This is a genomic window from Bilifractor sp. LCP21S3_F8 (assembly GCF_052117805.1).
Classification (GTDB): domain Bacteria; phylum Bacillota; class Clostridia; order Lachnospirales; family Lachnospiraceae; genus Bilifractor.
The window spans coordinates 1-24,949 of sequence record NZ_JBQKIK010000019.1; the positions used below are offsets into that span (position 1 = coordinate 1).

The 24,949-nt window shown below is 48.4% G+C and carries 20 protein-coding genes and 1 tRNA gene; all 21 read right to left on the reverse strand.

Translation table 11 applies throughout. From position 1 onward, the window contains the following. Positions 1-149: 149 nt before the first annotated feature. Complete coding sequence (locus tag ACTQ3A_RS09345; protein WP_441495302.1) at positions 150-377, reverse strand: hypothetical protein; 228 nt, start codon at positions 375-377, stop codon at positions 150-152. Between the two features lie 334 nt (positions 378-711). After that, positions 712-1,983 carry an ATP-binding protein gene (locus tag ACTQ3A_RS09350; protein WP_441494673.1) on the reverse strand — a complete coding sequence of 424 codons (1,272 nt, stop codon included), beginning with the start codon at positions 1,981-1,983 and terminating at the stop codon, positions 712-714. A gap of 80 nt (positions 1,984-2,063) precedes the next feature. Then, a complete protein-coding gene (locus tag ACTQ3A_RS09355) occupies positions 2,064-2,297 on the reverse strand; it encodes a helix-turn-helix domain-containing protein (RefSeq protein WP_441494674.1) in 234 nt (77 codons plus the stop codon). Positions 2,298-2,722: 425 nt separating this feature from the next. Beyond that, entirely contained in the window at positions 2,723-2,932 is a 210-nt protein-coding gene (locus ACTQ3A_RS09360) for a hypothetical protein (protein ID WP_441494675.1), read from the reverse strand. Between the two features lie 21 nt (positions 2,933-2,953). Continuing rightward, entirely contained in the window at positions 2,954-3,142 is a 189-nt protein-coding gene (locus ACTQ3A_RS09365) for a translation initiation factor 2 (protein WP_441494676.1), read from the reverse strand. Between the two features lie 25 nt (positions 3,143-3,167). Beyond that, positions 3,168-3,767 (reverse strand): LexA family protein, encoded by a 600-nt coding sequence (locus ACTQ3A_RS09370; RefSeq protein ID WP_441494677.1) that lies wholly within the window; start codon positions 3,765-3,767, stop codon positions 3,168-3,170. 213 nt (positions 3,768-3,980) lie between these two features. After that, on the reverse strand, positions 3,981-5,594 hold the full coding sequence (locus tag ACTQ3A_RS09375; RefSeq protein WP_441494678.1) for an SIR2 family protein: 1,614 nt from the start codon (positions 5,592-5,594) through the stop codon (positions 3,981-3,983). Positions 5,595-5,643: 49 nt separating this feature from the next. After that, entirely contained in the window at positions 5,644-6,633 is a 990-nt protein-coding gene (locus tag ACTQ3A_RS09380) for a helix-turn-helix transcriptional regulator (protein WP_441494679.1), read from the reverse strand. A gap of 239 nt (positions 6,634-6,872) precedes the next feature. After that, positions 6,873-7,025: a DUF1016 N-terminal domain-containing protein gene (locus tag ACTQ3A_RS09385; RefSeq protein ID WP_441494693.1), complete on the reverse strand. Its 153-nt coding sequence runs from the start codon at positions 7,023-7,025 to the stop codon at positions 6,873-6,875. 171 nt (positions 7,026-7,196) lie between these two features. Beyond that, positions 7,197-7,646 carry a very short patch repair endonuclease gene (locus tag ACTQ3A_RS09390; protein ID WP_441494680.1) on the reverse strand — a complete coding sequence of 150 codons (450 nt, stop codon included), beginning with the start codon at positions 7,644-7,646 and terminating at the stop codon, positions 7,197-7,199. 18 nt (positions 7,647-7,664) lie between these two features. Beyond that, positions 7,665-8,324, reverse strand: a complete 660-nt coding sequence (locus tag ACTQ3A_RS09395; protein WP_441494681.1) for a phospholipase D-like domain-containing protein — start codon at positions 8,322-8,324, stop codon at positions 7,665-7,667. Further along, positions 8,306-10,072, reverse strand: coding sequence for a DrmB family protein (gene drmB / locus ACTQ3A_RS09400; protein WP_441494682.1), 1,767 nt, complete (start codon positions 10,070-10,072; stop codon positions 8,306-8,308). Before drmB ends, ACTQ3A_RS09395 begins: the two co-directional genes overlap by 19 nt. Before the next feature lies 1 nt (position 10,073). After that, positions 10,074-13,415: a DISARM system helicase DrmA gene (gene drmA, locus ACTQ3A_RS09405; RefSeq protein ID WP_441494683.1), complete on the reverse strand. Its 3,342-nt coding sequence runs from the start codon at positions 13,413-13,415 to the stop codon at positions 10,074-10,076. Beyond that, entirely contained in the window at positions 13,415-16,075 is a 2,661-nt protein-coding gene (locus tag ACTQ3A_RS09410; RefSeq protein ID WP_441494684.1) for a DEAD/DEAH box helicase, read from the reverse strand. The genes drmA and ACTQ3A_RS09410 overlap by 1 nt, the downstream gene beginning before the upstream one ends. Continuing rightward, the gene (locus ACTQ3A_RS09415; RefSeq protein ID WP_441494685.1) at positions 16,076-17,596 is read right to left on the reverse strand and encodes a site-specific DNA-methyltransferase; all 1,521 of its coding nucleotides are present in this window, start codon (positions 17,594-17,596) and stop codon (positions 16,076-16,078) included. Positions 17,597-17,607: 11 nt separating this feature from the next. Beyond that, entirely contained in the window at positions 17,608-20,244 is a 2,637-nt protein-coding gene (gene drmD, locus ACTQ3A_RS09420) for a DISARM system SNF2-like helicase DrmD (RefSeq protein ID WP_441494686.1), read from the reverse strand. Next, positions 20,231-21,520, reverse strand: a complete 1,290-nt coding sequence (locus ACTQ3A_RS09425) for a DNA cytosine methyltransferase (RefSeq protein ID WP_441494687.1) — start codon at positions 21,518-21,520, stop codon at positions 20,231-20,233. The genes drmD and ACTQ3A_RS09425 overlap by 14 nt, the downstream gene beginning before the upstream one ends. 75 nt (positions 21,521-21,595) lie before the next feature. After that, positions 21,596-21,784: a DNA-binding protein gene (locus ACTQ3A_RS09430; RefSeq protein WP_441494688.1), complete on the reverse strand. Its 189-nt coding sequence runs from the start codon at positions 21,782-21,784 to the stop codon at positions 21,596-21,598. Between the two features lie 839 nt (positions 21,785-22,623). Further along, positions 22,624-23,907, reverse strand: coding sequence for a group II intron reverse transcriptase/maturase (gene ltrA / locus ACTQ3A_RS09435; RefSeq protein ID WP_441494689.1), 1,284 nt, complete (start codon positions 23,905-23,907; stop codon positions 22,624-22,626). Between the two features lie 132 nt (positions 23,908-24,039). Next, positions 24,040-24,162: a hypothetical protein gene (locus ACTQ3A_RS09440; RefSeq protein ID WP_441494690.1), complete on the reverse strand. Its 123-nt coding sequence runs from the start codon at positions 24,160-24,162 to the stop codon at positions 24,040-24,042. 671 nt (positions 24,163-24,833) lie between these two features. Beyond that, positions 24,834-24,907: transfer RNA gene (locus ACTQ3A_RS09445), tRNA-Arg, on the reverse strand. Between the last annotated feature and the right edge of the window lie 42 nt (positions 24,908-24,949).

Consider the following 24,949-nt stretch of genomic DNA (forward strand, 5'->3'; position numbering starts at 1 on the left):
CCTTCAGATTCCGTCTCACGGCGGACACCCTAGCCTTCGGCTATATCCTTCCCACTACCGGGCGGATTCGGGACTTGAACCCGTTGGAAACGTGCGCCGCTAGGCGCACTGCCAAAATCAATCGCTCATTTTGAATCCAGGCGATTGATTTACAATTTGCCGGCAAGCTCTGTCATCTGCGCGGACAGTTCAAGAAGGCTTGCACGGACGGAATCCCTGCCAAGTTCGCGTCCCAGAAGCAGATAGTCGGTACTGACATGGAAGTAGAGTGCGATCTCACCAGAAGCTCCAGAGATGGTTTTTTCTTTCCGCCTGACGCGGAGAACGGAAGGATACACCTGCATGCAGTACGATTTGGAATCTTCAGAGTCTGACAAGGGCGCAAAAGGTAAGGGTACCGATACTGCTTTCCCTGAAAACGGAAAATCAGCAATATGTGTAGCCTCGCCCTTAATACATGTCAGGCTTTCAAACTGTTTTTTGATGTTCGAAAGCTCCGCCGGCAGGAATAGAAATAGACCGCCGGCAGGGCTGGATCCTATTAAAATAGAATCCGATCCTGCCGGCGGCCTCTCATGTAATTTATCTGGTTAAACCAGCCGATAGTTACAAATCGGTTCCTGAATATTTTGGCCTTATAGACGAAAAGATCAATTTGAGCATATTCCGGCATAAGGCAGTCTTTATGGCATGTGCCGATTATCTTATGAATCAGAAGATCGTTTCATTGCCAAGCAGGAAATCCAGTACATTGATATGACGAATGCCGTTTTCATCCGTAAATGACGCCGGAATATCCCGACGCATAACGATTTTCTCAAAGAAATCATTCGTCAGTCGCAGAGAGTCCAGTTCACTGGTTGTCTTTTCTGTATGAGACATTTCATAGGCGGATTGGATATATACCTTTTTGTCTCCTTGATTGACAACAAAATCAATTTCCTTTTGCACCTTCTGATCTTTTCGCCTGTCGAGGACGACACCAACATCAACGGAATATCCCTGTATAATCAGTTCATTGTACAGGATGTTTTCCATGATATGGCCCGGATCAAATTGCCGGAAATTAACTCGCGCATTACGGAGCCCGATATCTGTGTAATAATATTTGTTTGGATACTGAAAATATCGTTTTCCCTTGATATCCCAGCGCTTTGCTTCGCTGATCAGAAAGGCATTCTTCAGGTATTCCAGGTAACTTGAAACAGTTTTAGGGCTGATATTCGCTCTTTTTGTACTGTTCAGTGTGTTTGCAATATTGGTAGGATTTGTCAGAGAACTGACAGACGACGCAAGAAAGTCCAGGATATCAGAAAGTACATCAGGGCGTTCAATTCCCTCACGCTCAATGATATCCTTGATATATACCTCATTAAAAAGCTGTGCTAAATAGTCTTTTCGCTGTCGGTCTTCCTTCAGATTCAGAAGGTATGGCATCCCGCCATAAAGCATATAGCGGTCAAATGCATCTCTTTTATCTCCTCCTGCAGCGGCAAAGAATTCCCGGAAAGAAAGAGGATATACATGGATCTGAGAAGAACGGCCGCGAAATTCTGTTACAATGTCGCTTGACAGCATCCGGGAATTGCTTCCTGTGACATACACATCAAGATTTTTGTATCCCCGCAGTTCATTCAGCATATCATAGATTGTTACCTTTTCGCCGGGCAGATCCGGATCGGGAACGGAAACAGACAGTTGAATTTCATCGATAAAAAGATAGTACTGTTGTGCGCTGTTTTGTATCTTTGCCTCGACCATACTGCTGAGAGCAATCGGGCTGCGGAATTTTACATCTTTGCGTTTATCAAGTTCGATTGTGATGATGTTCTCCGCGCTCGTCCCCTGTGACAGCAGATAATCACGAAACAGTTCGAATAAAAGAACAGACTTTCCGCACCGCCGTATCCCGGTAATCACTTTGATCTGGCCATCCCACATATAGGAAACAAGTTGGTGAAGATAAAGATCACGTTGTATCATCGGCACCTCCTGATATTACGCACTTGAGACGTAATCGTCTTAAGTGCGTAATAAAAGTATAACCCATTGAGTCCTGCGGTTCAACATAAAATTACGTATTTGGGACGTAAGTGGCATAAGATAGTAATCAAATATAACACCAGGGCGATCTCAACCAGAAGCTCCAGAGATGGTTTTCCCTGTCCGCGTTCCATATTTCCGAGATGCTCGATACTGATATAGAGCTCCTCGGCGGCTTTCTCCTGCGTCATACCTTTCGCTTTGCGGAGAGTTTTCAGACGTCCTGCAAAATTGGCGGTTTCTAAACTATACATACTTTTTCCTTTCCGCCTGATGCGGGGAGCGGAAGGATACACCTGCATGCAGTACGGTCCGGAACCTTCAGAGCCTGACAAGGGCGCAAAAAGATAAGGGTACCGATACTGCTTTTCCCTGAAAACGAGAAATCAGCAATATGTATATTCTCGCCCTTAATGCATGTCAGGCTTTCGATATGAGTTTTAATGTTCGAAAGCCCCGCCGGCAGGAACAGAAAAAGACCGCCGGCAGGGTTGGATCCTATAAAAATAGAATCCGGTCCTGTCGGCGGCCTCTCATGTAATGTATCTGGTTAAACCAGCCGATATCCGTGTATATGACCTGGAAATGGTCTTATATAGCCTGTTTCATCTCGGCCATTCCGTCGTTATACAAGTATTCGATTTGAATTTTTGAATTGAACTTATGTCAGATCTGTGCTTTACCTTGCTACTGGCGACAGCCCCTTTGGAGCGTATACCTCAATCGTGCCGTGGCGTCTGCCCTTCGGTATTCGAATACTTACGGTTCTGCATCTGCTGCAGGCTGCCTTAAATTCGCCCTTTCCGTTCTGATAAGCTGTGATACGCTGACCACAATTCGGGCAGTACCAGGAGAGCGCGCGCCATGAAAAATCTCCAGTCTCTGTCATCTGTGACCTCTCCATTCGTACTCAACAATATTTCAAATGTGCTTCCAGCTTTTTGACGGTGTAAACCATGGACAACTGGTTCTCACCTGCAAGCCTTATTCTGGTCGCGTTGCCGCACTGGTCACACTCCATCCAGCCCTCCGTTTCCTCCAGAAAAAGTCCGCGATTGATTTTGCCGCAAATGGGACATTTCACGTCATATGTTCTCAATTCCAGACACCCCCTCTCAACGGGTTCACCCAAGTGCTTTGATGACATGCTTTGCGACGCCCTGGACTACCAGCTCCCGAACCCGGATTTCTTTGTCCGGATATCGCTCCTTATTGCAATATCGCAGAATTACTTCCCCGGTTTCTTCATCCACACCTGCATAAAGCTTCAGCGTATTCAGCTGGTGCTCGTCCAGCGCAACCACAATGTCACCAACATTAGCGGAACTCTGTTTTCTGATAACGACCATATCTCCATTGTCGATGCCCGCGTCTGTCATGGAATCTCCATCCGCCTTCAGGATGTAGAAGTCACCATGCCCGAAAAGGGAAACAGGCAGGCTGACATACTCTACAATATTCTCCTCCTCGGTTTCCGGTTCACCACAGGGGATTGCACCGACCACCGGGGCAGAGAAGCTGCCGGTAGAGAACTTGCTGATCAGCTTTGTTACGATGGTTCGAGAGGATCCGTCGTATTCAAGCATTCCGCGTTCATCCATGGCCACCAAGTAGCGATAAGCGGTGGCTTTTGACACACCGACGCCCAGTGCAACTTCATTTACGGACGGTGTGGTGTGTCTTTCGCAGTAATATTGATCGATATAGGCACTGATCTGGTCCATCAGTTCCAGTCTCTTGGTGCATAACTGTCAGTGTAGTGAGTTTGCCAGTGCAGTGAAAAAATATGTATTGACTAATCTTGCCAAATGAATTAGATTTAGGTTGTTCATCGAATGTAATACGCTGTGTCGAAAAGGTGTCTGCATGCAGATGCTAATTTGACAAGGTGTATCGATTCTAAAGGGTCTTCTGATCGGTGTCTGTTTACAGATGCTTTAATCAGACGGCTCTTTTTTCTTTCCCCATTTCAAATAATCGTAAATCATGATCAGTCTCCTGATATTTGTTTTCACTGCAGGCGTTTCTTCTTGCAGGATATTCTTGTTTTTGCTAAATAATTCTCGTAATACAGCTTCCAGTTCACCAACATCGATTTGATCCTCTGTCAAATATGCAATCAATCTCGTCCTCTTTTCCAGAGACTCGTCTTTTTTGTTCCAAATTTCAAGTACAGAATGAAAGTCTTTTGCCGTATGACGTTGATTCTTAATTGTCTTGGAGATGATCTCTTCAAATGTGAACGTGTCCGCTATCTGCTCAGCCAGTGGATGTTTCTCCTTTGCATTCTGCAATAGTTTATTAACCGGCAATTTATTGGAATTCTGTTTCAATAGTTTTGGAAAGGCATAATGTAATAGCTCATCTGAACTAAAATTTAAATCACCAAGCACGATATTTCGGTACCATTCGCTTCCGTCTAGTCCACTTAAGCCCTTTAAACCCAGTGCTGATGCCCGACCAATAGCTAACACAAAATCTTCATCATCTACTCGTGCATCATCAATAGATGCAACTCGCATCGTTGCTGTCGGATTACTTGTAATGACATAACGATATAATTCCTGCTTAAAATGACGTAACAACCGAACAGGAATTTTTGTTTTTTTGTTTTCCAATGCGCGGAACAACAAAGAGAAATCGCTAAGTCCCACTTTTTTCATCATCAATGGCTTATCGTTAACCATCACTGTATATGGCGATATTTCTACGCCGTCGCCATGATCTTGCAGATATTCTACAAAAATAAATCTATCAGAAAGTTTGCGGACTTGCTCGTCATCCAGGCAGTCAACAATAGATCGTATAATCATTTGAATATTGCTGTCGCTAATTGAATAGCCCATGAAAATAATAGGGTATTCTACAAATATAGTCATCAGCTTAGCAGCAAGATATTTTTCTTGCTTTTCGAAATTCTGATAGTCCCTTTCGTTTATCACTATACTGTCAGGATTCTCTACTGAACCGTGTATTTTATATATTTCAGCAATGCCCTGTAACGATGAGAATATCAGCTGATTCTGACCCACGTAAGTTTTATATCCTTCACAGTGATCTTCTAAAAATGTATCATAATTAGTCGTAATAATGCCTGATATACTCTTTGTAGAAATTCTTTGCAGTAACGCTATTTCTTCTTGATATTGTGATTGAAGTGCAAAAGAATGTTTGATGTACCAGGCTACTTCTGCCTTAAATGGCGAAACCCCTTGTTTTACTTGTTCCATTTCGTTTTTATCAAGATGCCGCTTCGATGGGTTAGTAAACCATGCTTCATTAAAGTCTCTTTCTATTAGAGTGGCTATCCTGGGCATACGCATTGCTGGGGCAGCATCGGCTGATTTATCAGCATAAAATTGATATGCAAGCTCATCCCCTTTTATTTCTGTTGCAAAGTGCGCAAGCAGACTTTTCCAATCCGGTAATCCTAAATATCTTCTGGAAATTCCGGATCCAATAAAAAGAAATGGAGTTGTATTAAAACATTCCACAATATCTGTCAATGTCATGTGCTTTATCCCCTCAATTCTAAATTTATCGATCTTCAAAATATAACTTTTCAAAACAAGTTTTGTATTGCTATCCGTGCCTACATCCCTACAAGACTCCATTTTCCTTTGCCGCAGACAGGATTTGCTCCCGATACTCCTCAACCGTTTCTTCCGGGCCTTCAATCCGGATGCTTCCGGTAAATCCGAAGACCCAGCGGTAAAAGGTCGTGCTCGTGCAGACGCGGACTTTTGCCCGGAAATGCTCTTCATCTACAGGTTCGGACCAGAAGCGCTGGCCGAAGTTGTCAATCAGATACTTCATGGCGGAGACATGGCAGAAAAGGCTGACTTCCTTCGGCTCGTCCGTATCATACATACGAAAAACCGCCTTGTGATATTCCTCCGGATTATAGTTGTCCGGCGGTGCCACAGCGATTTCATGCAAAATCGCTGGCTGCCCCTTGATCCGGTCCAGCCGGAATGTCCGCATCGCCTGCCTCTCATCGCAGAATCCGCGGACATAGTAGTAATCGCCGTCCCAGGTCAGCTCATAAGGACTGATAGTGTACGGCTTTCCGTCATTCGTAACATAGCGCTTCTTGTTCACATCAAAATCCGTGTAATAAAACCGGATCCTGCGATGTAGATCGACGGCATTGTTGATCGCATCGACGCTGTAGTAGCCGGAATGATTGCTGCTCTTATAGCGGTCCGTGACGGAAATATGCCGCCGGAGCCGCTGGGCATTTTCCACAGTCGTCAGCGTCAGCAGCTTCGCAATCAGGTTACTGGAAATATTCGGCGTTATGAACCTGGCAGAAGAAAGGGCATCAATCAGGATCTTCAGCTCGCTCACTTCAAATGGCCGACCGTTGTAATAATATTTGTTCTGCGTTGACTCTATATAATCAATATGCAGATCCGATTCCCGGAGAATCGCCAGATCATTACTGATCGTATTCCGGGAAACCTTCAAATCATAATCATCCTTGAGCATCTTTGTCAGCTCGGCCGTAGACTGCGGATGATCCGGATCTGTATGCTCAAGAAGATATTGATATAAGTATAAAAGTCGGATTTTTGTACCATATTCCATGGTGCACTCCTTAATCTTACTATCGCCTTTTTAACCTGTCGGAAAATCCAACAGGTTAAACTCATTCTCTACAGAATACATCCAAAATTTTTCTCAATATCTGCATATTCTTATACTGCTTCTGGTTCGCATGCATGCACATAGAAAGATCGTTCTTGTGGATCATCAATTGTGAGTAGCTCTACATAATGGCTCCAGCTTTATTTGTGCGACAGTGTCGCACAGTTTGGATAAGTAAGCTACAGCTGCCGCATTCTGCTGATATCGCTGCGGCTGAATCCGGCAGCATATTGATTTGTAAGGTACCTGGCTAGCATTTTTAAAGTTTCTGAACCATATTCTGCATTTTCATGCCCTACCTGCTCATGTTCAACGTTCGTTTTGTTCGTAATGTCGACATATCCTTAAGTTGGTCAGACATTGTCGGACCAATCTGGTCCTGTGAACATGTAAGGTAATATATTGGTGAAATGTATTCTGAAATATTCATCTCATTTTTCAATTCTTTGTGTTTCTTTCAGCATACATATATTGCAATAAGGTGGTTCTTCATTGATGAGCCCTTACGGACTGTTCGGAGAGGAATTCTCCCTCTTTCCTCCAATTTCCTGCTCGAGGCGCTTCAGCCTGTCTTCGCAGACTGTTTTCTTGGAGATCTCGCATTCCCAGACTACTATTACATTCCAACCATCTGCCCGAAGCTGCTCTTGTACCTTTCGGTCTCTGGCAATATTCTGATCAAACTTCTTCTGCCAGAATTCCCGGTTTGAAGCCGGAGTTGTTGCGTACCTGCAACCAGGATGCCTGTGCCAGAAGCAGCCGTTTATAAAAATCACTGTCCGATATTTCGGAAGTACTATATCTGGTTTCCCCGGATACCGGCTGTCATTCTTGCGATACCTGTATCCTTTCGAGAACAGATACTTTCTGACGATTTCCTCCGGTCTGGTGTCCTTTCCTCGTATATGCGACATATTGAAATGCCGCTGTTCCTTCGTCAAAATGTCTGACACCGGCATCACCTCCGTATGTCACACTTCCCTGAATATCTTCTTGAAGATAAGCTGTGTCATCACTTCGTCAAGCTGCTTCGCCGTGTTTTCCGATTCAATCAGTGCCCCGAGTTCGATGTTTCCCTGCTGACCATGATATGACAGATTTGCCGACGTTATCAGCGTCTGGCTCATATCCACGGAGATGACCTTGGCATGCAATGCAGCCATCTTGTCGTCCTCGTTGCTGTAGTCGTACAGTTTGAGAAAATGGCTCCTATATCTGAGCAGTTTGTCTGCATCCGGCTGCTTATGAATGTTATTGATGAAGAATTTGACGAACACGCCTTTCTGGCTTTTATCGATAATGGTGTCCGTCAGTTCTGAAAAGTATGAGGAAAGCGAGTATCCGGTTATCAAGATGTTTCTTTTCGATCCCTCGATCATTGACCGGACAACCGTCATCGTAGGCTTTGCATTGATTCTGAATGACGGCGGTGCTGTCACGACCAACGAGATTTTGTCATTTCTTTTCATGGTCATGGCAGACCGGATTGTCCCGGCTAATTCCTCGTAATCCGTCGAAGATAATCCCGGATATTGTTTGCGCAGGATATCCTTGGCATTGTCGGTGCCATTGGCGGCATCCGCCCTTACGGTATTCAGAAGTATTTCTTGTTTTAAATCTCCACCTGACACAGCTCATTCACCAGCTCTCTGAAATACGATGTCTCTTCGCGTCCCGAAAGAGGAACCACGAGTCCCCGGTCAAGCATTCGATTCCCGTTCTCGCATGCGGTTTCTGAAATCATGCAGCACGAATGGCATGCGGCTCCGTTTGAGTTCTTCCCGGCCGGGAGCGTGTTCATGCATTCCGGATCGTTCGTGCATACAAGTGCCTCCTGGAACGCTTCCCGCATGAGGCTTGTCATCTGTTCGGCCGTACCGAGTTCCACGAGACCTCCGAGAGAGCCTTCCTTGTCGGAGCTTCCTGTATAGAGCAGAATGCCTGCCATCTTGTCGTCGAAGTAGATTCTCTCCCTTATTGCTGAAGAGGAGTATCCCGACGACAAGGCCATCTGCTTGATGAGAAGATGGGAGAAGGTATGCATGAGGACATAGACGGCGTTGCGATCCGCCTTTATCGTCCATCCCTTTGACTCACAGTACTCCCTGTAGGAGGCGGCATATTTCTCTGAAATTTCTCTGGTCTTCGGCTCGGTCAGCCACTTCGCAAGCGTCTGCCTGTTGAATTCGATGAAGATTCCTTCGCCGTTTACCTCCACCGCAGGAAGCCATCGTTCATCCCTGCCCTTTATCAGGTAGACGATATTCGGCTGTTCCTCATCCGGATCAGGAGCGTCAACCCGTGTGAAACCAAGAAGCACTCGCACCTCGCGCAGTCTTGTTATGCGGATGATCCGCTTAAAGTAGTGCTTGAAGTATTCGGGAAGAGCATCTTCCTCTGCTTTGAAATGCTTCTTGTTGGACTGATAGGTCGGATCATTGTGATGCGTGATGGCCTCATATTCCATCCGCTTGATTTCAGTGAATTCCTTGATGTTTTTCATGCGCCGCTCATAGGCTTCATCGAAGTCCTCACGGGAATACCTAGAAAAGTATTCTTCATAAATCTGTTGAAGACCATCTTCTTCGGTTTTCCCAAATTTGACCGCCATCTTCTTCGCCTGTTCGATATCGCGTAGGTGCTCGTCTATCAGGTTGTACAGCGGATTGATCCATGGCGGAATGGATATGGCGCTTCTTGTCACTACAAAGTACACGTTTGAGGCACCGCGCTGTGACGGGATAACAGGCTTTTCACAATGCTCTGGTCTGCTGTTCGGCCGGAACGGGTGTGTGCCGCGGCAGGACAGCCCTTCGAAGTTCTGAGCCTGCGTGGCGCCGCTCATGCTTCTTCTGGCACCGCAGGAGCATTCCACCCACATGTCCGACAGAGTTGACGTGTTTCCCGTTGAATACATCCTCAGTCTGCCTTTGCAGTCAGTATCCCCGTGATGAACCCACCATCGCCACGGGAAGTCAGACATGTGTCCCTTTTCGCAGATAGTGATGAAACGTGCCGGATATGCCTTCCTTCCGCAGTCCGGGCAGGTCACTCCATATTTGAGATACTTCTCCAGGTTGAATGATTCACTTGCGTCGAAAAGCCGTCCGCATTTGAGGTTTGAGCATACGTGCCAGCGTGGGAAGGATTGCACCGGTATGTCATGTGCAAAGGATGTTCTCGGCATGTAGAACGCATCCACGTTCAGGTAGGATGCAAGTCTGCCGTCTATGATCCTCATCCCTTTGTCTTTCCAGTAAGGAATGTCGAGAATGATGACGGAATCCTTGACCGCATCCACAATGGAGCCCGGTCCGAAGGTCGTGATGATCTGGTTCGGACGAAGCTCGCCAAGTTTATTGTTGTCGTATCCAGCCATATTATTCCTCCGTCTCGTAGTAGTACATGTTTGCAGCGCTTTCAACGTCTCGCATCGACCGCAGTGTAGGCTTCTCGTTTTCAATATGAGGCTGCTCGTATCCGTTCATGAGTCTGCTGTATTTCTCAGTGCCCACGACATAGTAGCGGAGAGGTCGGCCCTGGGCTGACGTCGCCTGGAGTTTCCACCAGTCAATGAACTGGTCGATTTCGTCACCGGCGTCTTCTCTTGCCGATGGCTTGACGATCTTTATCCGGTCGAGAATCATTTCCTTCACCGCATTGATCTGCTCCGGCTTCAGGGAGCCTATTGCCGCTGCATCCTCGTTGTTTGCCATCTCCGGATACAGCAGTCTTATCGCAGAGATTACGAGAGCATGCAGTACGCGGTCGCGCGCTCTTGCGGAGAACGGCGTGGCTGTCGTTCCCTCCACAAAGCGATAGAGCTGTGAATGGTAGCCGGTGAAGTTCTCGTAATGCGAAAGGTCTCGCGGTCGGTATGCGTTGTACAGCGTCACGACGAGACCGGGATGCGCACGTCCGATTCGGCTGGTCGCCTGAATGTACTCGGAGTTCTGCTTCGGCTGACCGTCCACCACCATGAGTCCGAGCCGGTCCACGTCCATGCCGACAGCGATCATGTTTGTCGCGACGGCTGTATCCAGGCAGTCTCGGGAAGTATATGGAGTCTCGAGCTGACTGAGTTTCTCCGGTATCTGCCAAGATGGCATTCTTGAGGTGATCTCCACGTTATTGCCTGCATTCAGGTAACGCTGTTTTAGATTCTTGTACTTCTTCCTGATCACATACATGCGCTTCGGGATATCGTCCTGGAGAAGTCTGACCGCACCGCCAAGTTCACGGATACTGTTGAAGTATCCGATCAGGCTGTAGTAAGGATCTATGACGTCCTTCCATTCCTCCTGCTGTGACAGGTTATAGACGTCCTGCAGGATGATGGCGTAGGTTCTCAGGAGGGTGGTCTTCAGAGACTGTCCCGGAGCGCAGATGCCGACATACTTTCTGAACGGTTCCTCTTCAACCGGAATCTCTCGTATGAAGAAGCTGTCTCCGATCTCAAAGCCGTTCGGCGGGAACTGCGTTGTATTCTTCCTTGCGTACAGGCTCTTTGCCTGGTTGTCTGCGTTCTTGATTGTCGCAGTGGACACCACATATTTCGGCTTGATGCCGTCGTGCGTACACATGTCCTCAATGATGGTTTCATACGCACCGTAGACGGTTCCAAGCGGTCCCGTGATCAGGTGCAGCTCGTCCTGGATGATCAGTTCCGGTGGAAGGAATGGCTTCACCGGAGCAATGGTCGCTGCTTCCAGATCAGCTGTCTTTCTGTGTTTCGGATGCTTCGCTCCGATGGCAATGTAGCCGTCGCGGCTGCACTTGCGGTCAACGCGGCCGAACAGGGTGTTCGTGTTCACATCCCACGGAAGCCTTGCAAACTTGTCGACCGTCGACAAAATAATGGTCGGACACTTCGCATAGATCTCCTCGTCCACCAGGTAGACCGGAATGGAAACACGTTCTCCCGGATTCTTGTATTTGTAGAACATACAGTGTTCGTCCGAGCAGTGAATCTCCACAGATTTTTTATCAGTATCGATATCAAACTCATCTTTTGTGAGTGGTTTCCCGCAGAACGGACAGGTAATGAGCTGCCTGTAAATCAGATTCCTCTGATTTCTGGCTTCGTAAGGCTTGTCCGGCTTCTCTACAAGGTCATCAAATCTGTTCGGAGTCACACCTCCGCCTACCCAGAACCCGATGCTGATGGGTTCCGTACCGTACTTCGGATAATTCTTCTGTCTTACAAGCTCCGCGGCAACGACCATTTTCGTGATGCGGTCACGCTGCTGTGTTGTCAGCAGGCGGAGCGTGTATCGAAGGATGATGGTCACGCCTCCGTCGCGATTGTATTTGTCAGACGCAGAGGCGCGGAGCCGTCTGTTGGCGATGGTGAATGCCATGAGTCCGAGGTATGCTTCCGTCTTTCCGCCGCCGGTCGGGAAGTAGAGCAGGTCTACGATTTCCCGTTCCGGGTCTTCCGGATACACAATTCCTTTCAAGTTCATCAGGATGAACGCAATCTGGAACGGTCTCCAGGCGAACTCATTCTCCTTTTTTCTCGGGTCGACAAAGTCCTTGAAGTTGCATTCGATTCCCTGCCCATGCTTCTTTGCGTAATTCTTGATGCTGTTCTGCATGTAGATCACGCTGTTCATGAAGCTGAACGCCTCGAAGGAGATATCATCCGCCTCGATGATGCTGATGCCTTCGCGGATTCGGCGCAGGGCATCCCGGCAGTGGCCGATGACGGTGTTTCCAACCTTCTCCGCGAACTCCGGGTTGCTCATCCTCGAGTTCCCGGCAAGCGTGTCATTAATCCACTTCTCGTACGAGTCGGCGAGGGTGTTCAATTTCTGTATGGTTTCCGCTTTCTTACCCTTCGCTGCCATCTGCCATGTCGAGAAATATGTGGGCGAGAAGCCTTTGAGTACGGCACTGACGCCGGGATATTCGTATTCAGGGATGAATGCGGCTTCCACATAATCCGTGCGTCCGTTTTCAGTCTTTCCCCATACGGCAGCGCAGCCTCTGCCACGTCCCATGATCGGGCGCTGTTCGAAATAGAACTCGTCATCGGAGAGAACGTCCCTGCAGATGTGTTCGGCGATGAATACGGCGGAACTGTCTTCTGCGTGTGCCTTTAGCCCGACCTGGAACATGAGTCCCTCGACGTCGCTGGATGGATTGCTCCTCTTATTCACGACATAGGCGGTGACGAGGGAGTATCCGTTCTTCAGCGGAATGCGGGATACATGGACGTGTACGTTCGAGTCCTTTATGAGCGGGTAGTCCTTTGTGCGTCCGAAGTCGCTGAACTTCACATTCAAGGTTTCGCTCTCGGGGATTCTCTTGTAGATCGGGCAGCTGCGTTCCTTTTCTTCCTTGTCGACGTACTTTTCAATTGACTTCACATAGTCGCCCCAAGTCACATCCAGGCAGATGCTGTCGAGGTTGCTTTCCACGTAGAAGCTGATGCCGATGGATGACGGCAGCCGAAACTTTGTGGTGGAAATCGGCTCGTTGTCGTCATCTTCACCGGCGGTGAAGTCCTCGTTCTTTTCGTAGTCGATGTCAGCTTCGATTTCCTGCTCGTTCTCATCTGCCGCGTTCTCGTCACGCTGCGGTTCGAGCATGCCGACAATGTAGGCATAGCGCGGATTCTCGCTCAGCACTTCCTCTGTTTCGAGGGGACCGATCAGGTCGGTTCTGATTGCATCTATGATTTTCTGCCGCACCTCGGCATACTTTGATTTGTCAGCCATTAGTCCTCCTCCTTTATCGGATGCGCTGTTCCGAGCGTGTACTTGCAGGTGTTGCCGGGATGAATGTTGTCATCGGAGATCAGACGGTACTCCCAGGTCTTGTGGTCGGGATCGGCCGTTGTGGCGAAGGTGCACCAGCGGATTCCCTCTCGCGCCTTGGAGACGACCTCCTCATTGTTCACTTCGTTCAGAGCTTTCACCTCGACCATGTATTTTCCGGTTGTCGTCTCAACGAGAAAATCAGGGTTGTACTGCTGTCCGGCTTTCCAGAAAAGACCGAGCTGATTCAGTGGAGGCTTGATCCAGCGGATCACGTCTGGATCTTCCTCAAGGATGACAGAGAACTGTCGCTCCGTATCGCTATCGAAGGCGTTTGCCGGATAATAGGACTTCTTATATCCGGTGAACAGGTACTTCTTGATGTTGCTCCTGTCAGTAAAAGGCTTGTCGTAGCGCACCTGTCCATTTTTCTTCACGTTCTTCACGAACTTGCGGAAGACGATGAGATCCTTCTGGACTATATGGATGTCCTGCGTCTTTCTGTCCATGTGTGTGTAAATCTGTTTTTTTATATCGTTCACGATTAGTCCGGCGTAGCGGCGGACGATTTTCTTCTTTTCCTCCTCGTCGCCGGGTATCTGGTTGAGGTATTGCTCCACAACATCAATGATGAAGTCGGCATCATCGTAGGAAAGCTCGCTGATGGAGTCGAGCAGCATGCATGCCAGCGTGTTCCGGGCATCCTCTACTTCGAGTGCCTGTGCGTCTACTACTGTCAGCAGATGCTGGTTGATTGCGTCGAAACGCTCGATCTTTGCTGTGGCTATCTCAAAGTCCTGTATGGTTCGCTTCACCTCAAAGCGATTGAACTTAACCTCTGAAGTTGTCTGTACGAGGATCTTCGGTACAGAGATGGCTTTCGCCGAGTACTCTATAACTGTCTTCGTGAACTCCTCCCGTGTCATCGGACTTTTACCGGTTTGTGTTTTTCCGGTAACTGGTGCGGCTTCGGCTGCAGACGTTTCTGTTGAAGAAAAATTTGCTCCGATATGCATGGCTTCCGGTTCTATGTCAAAAAGACTCAGCTGATTCGGATCATCAGACTTACTGTGCTTCTGTTGCGATGCCATGAAATTCTTCACATACGCCTGATAAATCTCAAGCTGTGTATGCGGATTACGCACCTGTTCAAAGGACTTGACTCCGACTGATGTTATCGCATCATCGAAAAGTGAAAGCTGTCCGTCATCTCCTGTGCTTGAAACATCCACGGATTCTGTTTCTTCAATTCCGGACTTATCAAGATCCCGGTACCGGAAGACATCACTGCTTCTGATTTCATCGACAAGTTCACGATAATGGTCATGAGCCACGATATCCAGCGTATCAAGATCTTCGTTTCCCGTCTGTTCGCCAAAGGGCAGGCGCAGGCCGCGTCCAATGGTCTGCATGGCGAGGATGTCGCTCTTCGCTGCGTTCAGCGGGATAATCGTGAACAGGTTGTTCACATCCCAGCCTTCCTTCAGCTTGTAGACGTGCAGAACAATCTCGATGGGATTTTTCGCGTTCTCGATGGAGAGAAGAAGCCGGACGTTCTCCTCGGATTCCTCGCCGGTCTGCTTCGAGTGGATCTCGATAACTTTTCCCTTGTACTTTCCATTCATGAAATCATCGCTGTCTATCAGGGCGCGGATTTTCTTCGCATGATCCGTGTCCTTGCAGGCTATAAGTACGATCGGTTTCACATAGTCGAGTTCATTGTTAGCGCAGTATTCCCGAAGAACGGTCTTCCTGTGCTCGTGCAGTGTGAGTCCGTCGCGGATCTTCATCTCTTCGATATCGTCCTGGCTGTACCCGGCGATGTTGGAGCGTCCCATGACGACCGGAATCTTGAGATATCCTTCGGCTGCTCCGCGTGCCACGTCATAGGAGTAGATGACGTTTGAAGGAGATTTCGGCGTAGCCGTGAATTCCAGTCCCAGAATGGGTTTCAGGTAATTAATGGCCTTCATGGAGGCTGGTGCGTAATAATGGTGTGCCTCGTCCATGCAGATGACAAGGTCGTCGAACTGTGCCAGCACGTCCGCAAAGGAAGCACCGAGCGTCTCCTTGAACTTGTGGAAGTTGAACTGCGTGTCGGTCTTGCTGTTGAAAATTTTCCCGATATTGAAGATGAAAAGCTGAATCTCTGACATCTGATCAACAAAGAGAGAGCCCTGCTCGTACTTCACCGGGTACTGGTCGTAGTTCTCGCCGTCCCATACCCTCGGTCTGCCCATCTCAGCTTCCAGCCCCTTGAAGATGTACTTCGGGTGCATAGGGTTGGATTCCTTGCGCAGCTTGTCATAGATGGTGTTTCCCGGTGCGAGGATGAAGAAATGCTTGTATCCCTTTGTCTTATACAGATAGTAGATGCAGGCTCCCATCAGGCGCGTCTTGCCGATGCCGGTTGCCATGTTGTAGCAGAAAGACGGGAAGTCAAACTTCGTCCTGACCTTCCTGTTGTTCTCGCTGTATTCAGATGCCGCCGCCTCAATGGTTTCCTTGTTATCGCGCTTGTAGTCGCAGTGGGTGCTGATGGCGTCAAGATAGGACAGAGCCTCTTCCTGCGGCGTTCTCAGGCTCATCGCGTATTTGATTTTCGATACCGTTCCTGACATTTACCGCACCTCACTTTCAAAATTGCACTTGCCCAGGAGATCCCTCGGGATCTTCTTCACCTCGATGTTGTCCGGCAGGATCATGTCCGACTGGATCTTCGTGGCGTAGATCAGGAGAGACTGCCCCTCGTCGAGATGCTGCGACAGGAAGCGGATGTACTCCGCATTCACGAACTCCGTGGTCACATGGATAAACCGCTTCTCGGAAGAGTACCCGCAGAATACATCCTGCTTCTTATATTTGAAGCCCTCAATTTTACAGATGGCCTCGCAGAGCATGTCAAAAGTGTACGTTGGATTGATCTGGTAAACAGGCAGCTTGTCATTCTTCACCAGAAGGCTCGGAGCAAGCTCATAAAAGTGGTAGCCGCCGCCACCCTGCCAGCCCACGGCTTTTGAAATTCCACCTTGTTCACCATCTATGACCTTATCCATTCTTGGTTTGCAATGTGTATACGCACTATTTTCAAGTTCTATCCCTATCCATCTGCGACCCATTTTATGAGCAACTGCGGTAGTAGTAGCGCTTCCTAAAAAAGAATCCAATACAAGATCTCCTTCATTGCTGGCAATATGAATTATTCTTTGTAAAAGTCTTTCTGGCTTAGGCGTGTCAAAGACGTCGTTTGCACCAAATAATTTGATACTTTCTTTTTTTGCCTCTTGAGTATGCCCAACTTCTTTATTTGTCCACCAAGTCCACGGGATAACCCCCTCATGCTCCGATAAAAATGTCTTTCTACGAGGCATACCGCAACCGTCAGATCCAAACCATATGCGTCCATCTGCAACCTGCTCGTTAAAAACAGATTCTACATTTTTCCAGCATTTTCCATCTGGTGGAGCGTATTGTTTTCCACCAGGAGTCGTTATTGTATACATCTGATTTGGTCGGAAACCTTGTGCTGTATAGTCTGCTGAAGTCCATGGCCCTCTGGGATCGTCATCGGGATTTGAATAATTTTTTGCTTGTTCTTCACTAAGCGGCAATTTATTTCTTACTTTCTTGAAAATGTCGTGATCTTTCGCGTATACCAGTATATATTCGTGTCCATCGCTTATAACTGCTCGCATGTCTGGAGATGTTCTTTTCTGCCAAACTATGGTGGCAATATAATTTTCTCTGCTGAAAACCTCATCACATAAAACTTTGAGATATGCTTCCTCATCACCATCAATGCTAATCCATATTGATCCTTCATCACTTAACAGACTCTGTAAAAGAAAAAGTCTGGATCTCATCATTGATAACCATAAGCTATGCTCCAATCCGTCATCGTACTGGGCAAAGGCATACCCCGTGTTGTACGGGGGATCAATGTATATGCACTTGATCTTTCCGGCGAAGTCCTGCTGCAATGCCTGGAGCGCAATCAGGTTATCGCCATGGATCAGCATGTTCTCACTTGCAGGATCGCCATAAGACTTTTCCTTATCCTCAATGAGAATTCGCGGTTCAACCGGCTTCTCCTCGTCGTATTTACCGACCCATGTCAACTCGAGTTTTCCTTTTTTCTGCATATCTGTATCTCCTAAAACTTCAGTACAACGCTGATCAGAAGGATGGGATTGTCAATCTCGAGGCTTCTGTTGAACTCGGCAATTTCCCTCTCGCCGTCTGCTCTGAAGCGACTGCCTCGCTCATGGAAGGAAGCCTGGAACAACTCAAGCTTTTTCTGTTTCTGGTCCGCCTTTTTCCTGATATCTATCTTTTCATAGAAATTATTCGAGGCCTTCTCCTCTTCACGGAGTTCCTCGATTTCCGTGTTCATTTCCTGGTACTGCACGACGAGTTGCTCGTTCTGGATGCGTATCCAGTTCTCGATCTTTCGCCTGTTATATTCCCTGACGGGTTCCGTCTGTCTGTCGAGTTTGTCAAGCATTTCGGTGACGAGATTCCCGTAGGTTTTCCTGAACATTGTGTTTTCATCGTCGGTCGGTTTGAAGTACCGTACTGTTGAATCGTCGATTTTTTCAAGTTCCGGCACAAGGTCGTCCTCCTCGAAATCGACGTATTTTCCTTCCTGATCGCAGAGAAGCAGCACGGGGAACAGGAGGTCGGCATTATTGCACATTGCGCCGAGGAACAGATATCCGTGTGCGCCGATGGTCTGTTCACCCCAGTCGTCGACCTTCCAGTACTGAATATCGCTGAATACCTCTGGCTCGGCAACCTTGTCCCAGTAGTCGACTTCCTGAAGGTAGTGATCTATATCCTTCCTTGTGCCTTCGAGTGCCTGTTTCTTCGCGCCACTACTTTCCGTAATCAGGATGGAACGGAGCTTGCGCGCGTTTTTATCGCGTTTCGCGTTCAGTTTCCTGTCCAGCTTGTCGAACGCCTTTCTGAATTCAGTGGTCGTGTTGCAGGACTGGTAGATGTCAAGCACCATCTTCTCGAAGTTCGTACCAGATTCCAGTGCGCCGAGTGCAATGTCGGAAACGCCGAACACGCCCTCGAACAGTTCGAACTTCTTCGACAGTATCTCGTAGACGCGCTTGTCGGCCTCGTTCTGCGTATTCAGCAGGTTGATGGCGACCACGTCGTTCTGCTGCCCGTAGCGGTGGCAGCGACCGATCCGCTGCTCGATCTTCATCGGGTTCCAGGGCAGGTCGTAGTTGATGACCGTGTTGCAGAACTGGAGGTTCAGGCCTTCCGAGCCGGCGTCCGTGCAGATCAATATCTTCGCGTGTTCCTTGAAATAGTCGACGATGGCGTGCTTGTATTCGACGCTCCTGCCATAGTTCGCGTTCCCGAAGTTCTTCACCTGCCATGCCCGGTAGATTTCCTTTGTCATCGTGTCATCGAAGTCTCCATTGAACAGAAGGATGTCATCCTCGCTGTATCCGGATTTTCTGAGCTCCGCGGCAATGTATTTCTGCGTCCGCTTTGACTCGGTGAACACAACAGCCTTCTGAGCTATGCCATTCTCCCGTTGGTAAGAAAATCCGATTTCGAGTGCCTTCCTGAGTGCAGAAATCTTGGAGTTCGTCTTTATGCGTTTTGCCACGTCAATGATAGCTTTGACCTCATCCAGTTCCTCCTGGATGTATGCCTTCTGCGCGGCAGTGTCCTCGTCCTCGGTTTCCTCGAAGCCGGATTCATCAATCTCGTCCTCGACAAAACTCCAGAACAGGTCGAATCCCTCCTGCGCATCAGCCGATCTCGTGCCCTCATACAGTTTCTCGAGCCGCTTCTTCAACACTTCGAAGGTCTCGACCAGGGCGAAGCTGGATGAGGCCATGAGCTTGCGGATGACGAGGATAATCAGCCCACGGTTGGATGCCGGTATGGAGTAAAGGACATCCCTCTTGAGGAACAGGTTGACCCGTTCATATAGTTCGATCTCATCAGGCGACAGTTCAAAGTCAACAGTTCTGCAGATCCTCTTCACGAAATGTATGTAGTCCGCCACGTCTTTTCGCAGGGTCCTGTAAAGCACAGGTGTGAGTTCGCGCTTGAGGTCGTCGTAGTCCTCATCCTTCATATATCGTTGCCGGAACACCTGCTCAGATCCGAAGATCCTCGGATCGATGAAAGAAATCAGCCCATACAGGTCCATAAGTGAGTTCTGCAGAGGCGTTGCTGTCAGAAGGATCTTCGGTATCCCACCTGAAAGAGCGTACAGCCGTTTCGCACGCTTTGTGCTGTTAAGGTTGCGCAGATTGTGGGCCTCATCGATGATGAGAAAGTCCCATTTCACATCCGGGAACCGCTTCATCAGTTTCGATGAGTAGTCATAGGAAGTAATCACAATCATGACACCTTGTCTGTCTGCGAGCTTCCTGTGCCAGTTCTTCGCGTCATGCTCGACCGTGAGCCTGTCCAGAATCACAGAACTCAGGTCGAATTTATCCTCAAGTTCCAGCTCCCACTGCTTGCGGAGGGATGCGGGAAGCGCTATCAGTACCTTTTTCGCTCCGGATTCCAGCATGTAGCGCAGGACGAGGCCCGCCTCGATTGTCTTTCCAAGTCCTACTTCGTCGGCAAGCACCATGCCGCCCGTCTTCATCGCGTCGATGGCGGCGCAGAATGCGTTGATCTGGTGAGGGTTCGGATCGATATGGGACTCGGACGCAAGAAGGAAATGAAACGGCGACTTTTTCAGTTCCATTCGTTTGAATCTTCCATACTGCTCGAGGAGCAGGTTTCCGCTTTCACGGCTGTCCATGGGCATCCTCCCCGTTAAGCTGTGCAAAAATACCCTCGGCGATGCCCCTTGCCATCAGAGGAGGCACGGCGTTCCCGATCTGCACGAACTGTGACGTGCGTGGTCCCTCGAAGTAATAGCTGTCGGGGAATGACTGTATGCGCGCCGCTTCACGTACAGTGATGGAACGATGCTGGCTGATGTCCGGATGGATGAAGTAGTGGCCGTCCTTGGAAAGGTGAGCCAGTATCGTGTGGCAGCATTGTTCATCACCCTCGACGACCTTGAAGCGGTCGGTGAAGGAATGGCGGTTCTTGTGCGTCTTCAGTTCCTCGGGCAGGTCGTTGTAGTTGAGACGCCTGTGACCGTCATTCCACAGTTCTATGGCTCTCTCGTATATTCTTATGTCACGCTCGATGTTCGGCCGGCAGTTCTGCAGGGTCAGGACATCGTCCTTCGTGCGTATACCGGTTTCGATCACGTATCTGCTCGGCTTTTTCTTCGAGTAGGTGTTGTTGCTTTCCCCCGGATGAAGTTCAGGGAGATCTGTGAACAGGTCGTTCACCACGGCATTCGCTTCCTTTTCGATGAAATCCGGATATGCCAAGCCGCTGTTCTTGAGCCAGCCGACGATGATCATCCTCCGTCTGTTCTGGAGCACACCGAATGTATGCGCGTTCTGCTCCCGGCACTCAATCTCGTATCCGACCCTCTTGAGATATTTCTGCAGGTTCTTCCAGATTGCGCCGCCCTGTGCGGATTCGATGCCTGTCACATTCTCGAACACGAACATACGCGGCTGGTATTTCTTGAGGAATCGCGCGTAAAGCTTGTACAGGTAGTTGCGCGGGTCGTCCTCCATCGGAGTCTCCATGTGGCTGCTCTGGGCTCTGCCGACGAGGGAGTATGCCTGGCACGGCGGGCCGCCGACAATCACGTCTATCTTCCTGATTCCGCGTAACTTCATTATGCCGTCGATGGTCTTGAAAACGGCGGGGAGCGTTTCGTCCGACAGCGTCTCGTTGATGACTGTCTTTGTCACGGAGGCGGGAATCATCTTCATGAGCTCATCGCGGCTGATATCTCCAGAGAGGTATTTCCTGTATAGTGCCAGGTTGCCCGAGTTCTTCAGGTAGTAGTATGCGCTGCGGGTTTCGAGCGTCTTCGCAGCGTACTCGTTCATCTCGACATGGGCAACCGGACGGAAGCCCGCCTGAAGGAACCCCTCGGACAGGCCTCCCGCCCCTGCAAACAAATCTATGAAATTATAATTGCTATATTTATCCGCCCGTGACATACATTTTCCTCACAATCCTTTGATCCTTCATACATGCGTATTTGAATCAGGACTATTTATCCAGTCCTGATTGCGTTATTTTAACTTGATATATTTCCCACTCTTGATTCTTGCATCGCGAGGTTTTTCTGCATCCGCTGGGATCGCCCAGTAGAAACCGATCTTTGTAGCGCCTGGAATTCTCTTTTCTGAGCAAAGGATGTTTACTCTCCGGACAGAAATGCCCCATTTTTCCGAGATTTGCTTAACAGACAAATACTTCATAGGTTTAATTTCTTTAAGCAACTGGTTCTTAATAATTTCGATATAAATCTGGGAATTATAGTTTCATTCTAATCATATCCTGGAATATTATCAATCACTTTGCCATATTCTTCTGCTCAAAATATTGGTCACCTCACAAGCTGGCAAGCAATGTTCCCTTGGCCAACTCTGGCCCTGGGAACACATTTCCGCTTCCGCGGAAATGGCTTGTTGGGATACTCCCAAACCCTTACGGATCATCACTCCGTGATGGCTGCGCGTTTCTGCGAAACGCTGAAAAGCAGAACCCGGACGGTACAGGAAATCCTGACGTCCGGGTCCCATAGTTTTTCCTTCCTTAATGACTTTGTTCCTGCTGCCTCTGCCTTTGTGCTTCCTCCTTCCGCTCCGCATCATACAGAGACGCAACGTTTTTTCTGTGCGATGAGCAGCTCCTGCACTTCATCTTTTACTTTCCGGTATTCATGATAAAGCTGCTTTTTCTCCGCCAGTACCTCCGCATATTCCTTGCTCAGTTCCTTTATCCTCGGAATCTTCTGAAGCTCCAGAGTATCAAAAACCTGCTTTGCTGCCTTGTGCAGTGTGATTTCTTCCCGATGCTCCTCCAGGAATTTTTTTGCTGTATCTATGAGATTTCTGTACGCCAGGCCAGAGGTTTGCCCTCGGGTTAGTATATTCCCCGAAACCGGCTTCCTTCGGATTCCACCTCACGATGGACACCCTTGCCTTCGGCTATATCCTTCCCACCACCAGGCGGATTCCGGACTTTCACCGGATCGAGTAGGGCGGATTTAACCGCCCTCTCACACCACCGTACGTGCCGTTCGGCATACGGCGGTTCAACATAACTTCAAAGCATGACGCTCATTATAGTAATCAAGGCAGCTGATGAGACCTGCCTTGGCAAGCACCTCTTTGAAAATTGCTCTGACTACACACGTTTTCGTGACGACCCATTGATAGCGATCGCCGCAATACGATGTAAGCCGTGCAATGTTTTTATTCACACCTAACTTCTGCAATCCCCATTGGCGTTTCTTCGGTACTTTCCATTGCTTCCATATAATTACCCGAAGTCTCGTCCTTAAATGTGCGTCAACCTTAGCCATTGCTGTCGTCATAGAGCCGAGAGCGTAATAGTTTATCCACCCTCTTGTTACCTGGTTGATTTTCGTAATCTTACCTGTAACAGTTCCAGGCATCTTCCTACAAGTCAGTTCTTTAAGCTTTCGTTTGAACTTAGTAACCGAGTCCTGATGCGGTCTGCATTTCCACTCTAATACATTTTTGTCCTTGTAAAATCCAAAGCCAAGATATTTAAGTTTCTGCGGTCTTGTGATGTGGGTTTTGGTCATGTTAACCTTTAACCCAAGTTTCCTTTGTATCCATTCCGTCACCGTCCGCATGACTCGCTTTGCACTCGCTTCGCTTCTGACAGCGATAACGCAGTCATCAGCGTATCTTGTAAAGCGGAGTTCTCTCGTTTCAAGTTCCTTGTCCAGTTCATTCAACATGATATTCGACAGTAGTGGTGACAGATTTCCGCCCTGCGGGGTTCCGAGTTTTGTTTCCTCGTAACCCTGTGGTGTCATAACTCCTGCTTTGAGGTATTTGCGAATAAGTGACTCCGCGTCGCCATCATTGATGATGTTGTGGACAAGGCTCATGAGCTTGTCCTGCGGTACGTTGTCAAAGAATTTTTCCAAGTCGATATCAACTATCCACTCGTAGCCCTCATTCAGATAAACAAGCAGTTGTCTGATTGCCATTTCACAGCTTCTGTTTGGTCTGAAGCCATAACTCCATTCCGAAAACAAAGGCTCGCACATGGGGCTTATCACCTGCACAATGCCTTGCTGAATTACCCTGTCCATTACGGTCGGAATACCGAGTTTTCTCACTCCACCGTTTGGCTTGGGTATTTCTACCCGCCTGACCGGTTGGGGGTTGTACTCCCTCTGCCTGATTTGCTCTCTGATACTGTTCCAATTCTCTTTGATATAATCGCCGAGTTCGTCTACAGTCACGTCATCTACACCACCTGCTCCTTTATTGGCGCAGACTCTCTTGTATGCGGCGTTCATGTTGTCGTTGGACAGTATCTTTTCCAACAGTTCTGACATTGCCTTGTGTGCTCTCTCCTTTCCGTTCCCATGGATTTGCCTTAGGTTGTGCGGTACCTGCTCATTTACGTTTCACCTTTTCCGCTGTCAGGTATTCCATGGAGCATACATTTGATTACACGGTTACATTGTTCAGCCCTTTGGCAACGCCCATTTCAGAACATTACCTACTACGGCTTCTGCTGACTTCTCACAGTTCGTTGTTACTACGGCAAATGAAACCGCCTGTGAGATCTCGCGGGATAAGCCTGCCATTCTTTCCTCGTCTACCTGCCTGATCTACGCCTACGGGTTACGGTTGCCTTTTGGATTTCACTGCTCTAAGCCAGCTAGTCCGCCGCAAACGCCTTAATATCAGGTTTCTGTTTGTCAGGCTACGATTTCGCTATCCCTTCTTCTCGCCTACACCTCACGATGCAAACCTTGGGAGTCGCTTTGGGGTTCGTTGGCAACTACGCCCCACGTGGACTTTCACCACAGACCGGCGGCATGCCCGCCATACTTAGAAACGTGCGCCGCCGGGCGCACCAAAAGCCCCGCAGTGATTTTGACACTGCGGGGCTATGTAAGATATCGATATTCTGTTGCCTGATCTAATTCCGGCGTTTGATTTTAGAAATCTAATTTTTCCTGCGAGTCTCATCTAACGCGATTAGTAATCCGCCTGCAGAACATAAGCTGCCTATCTTTATTTTCCGATCCTTTCCGGCGGAATCAATGCGTTTTCAACAGAAAAACACATACATACAACGGTAATCAGGGAACCTTACGCCATTTTTAGCAGAGCGGCTGTCTGAGCCTGATTTTGCCCGTTAGAAAAACCGCCTGTTTTATTAGCAGTCCTCTAATCGAACCCCGAATTCATTAGATGAAATAAAAAAGCATGGGAGAATTTCAAATGAATTCTTCCACGCCTTTACGAGTAACGTTCCTGGGCGGATTCGAACCGCCGGCCTTCCGCTTAGGAGGCGGACGCTCTATCCTGCTGAGCTACAGAAACAAATATATAATGATATCTGCTCAGACGAACAGATATCATTAT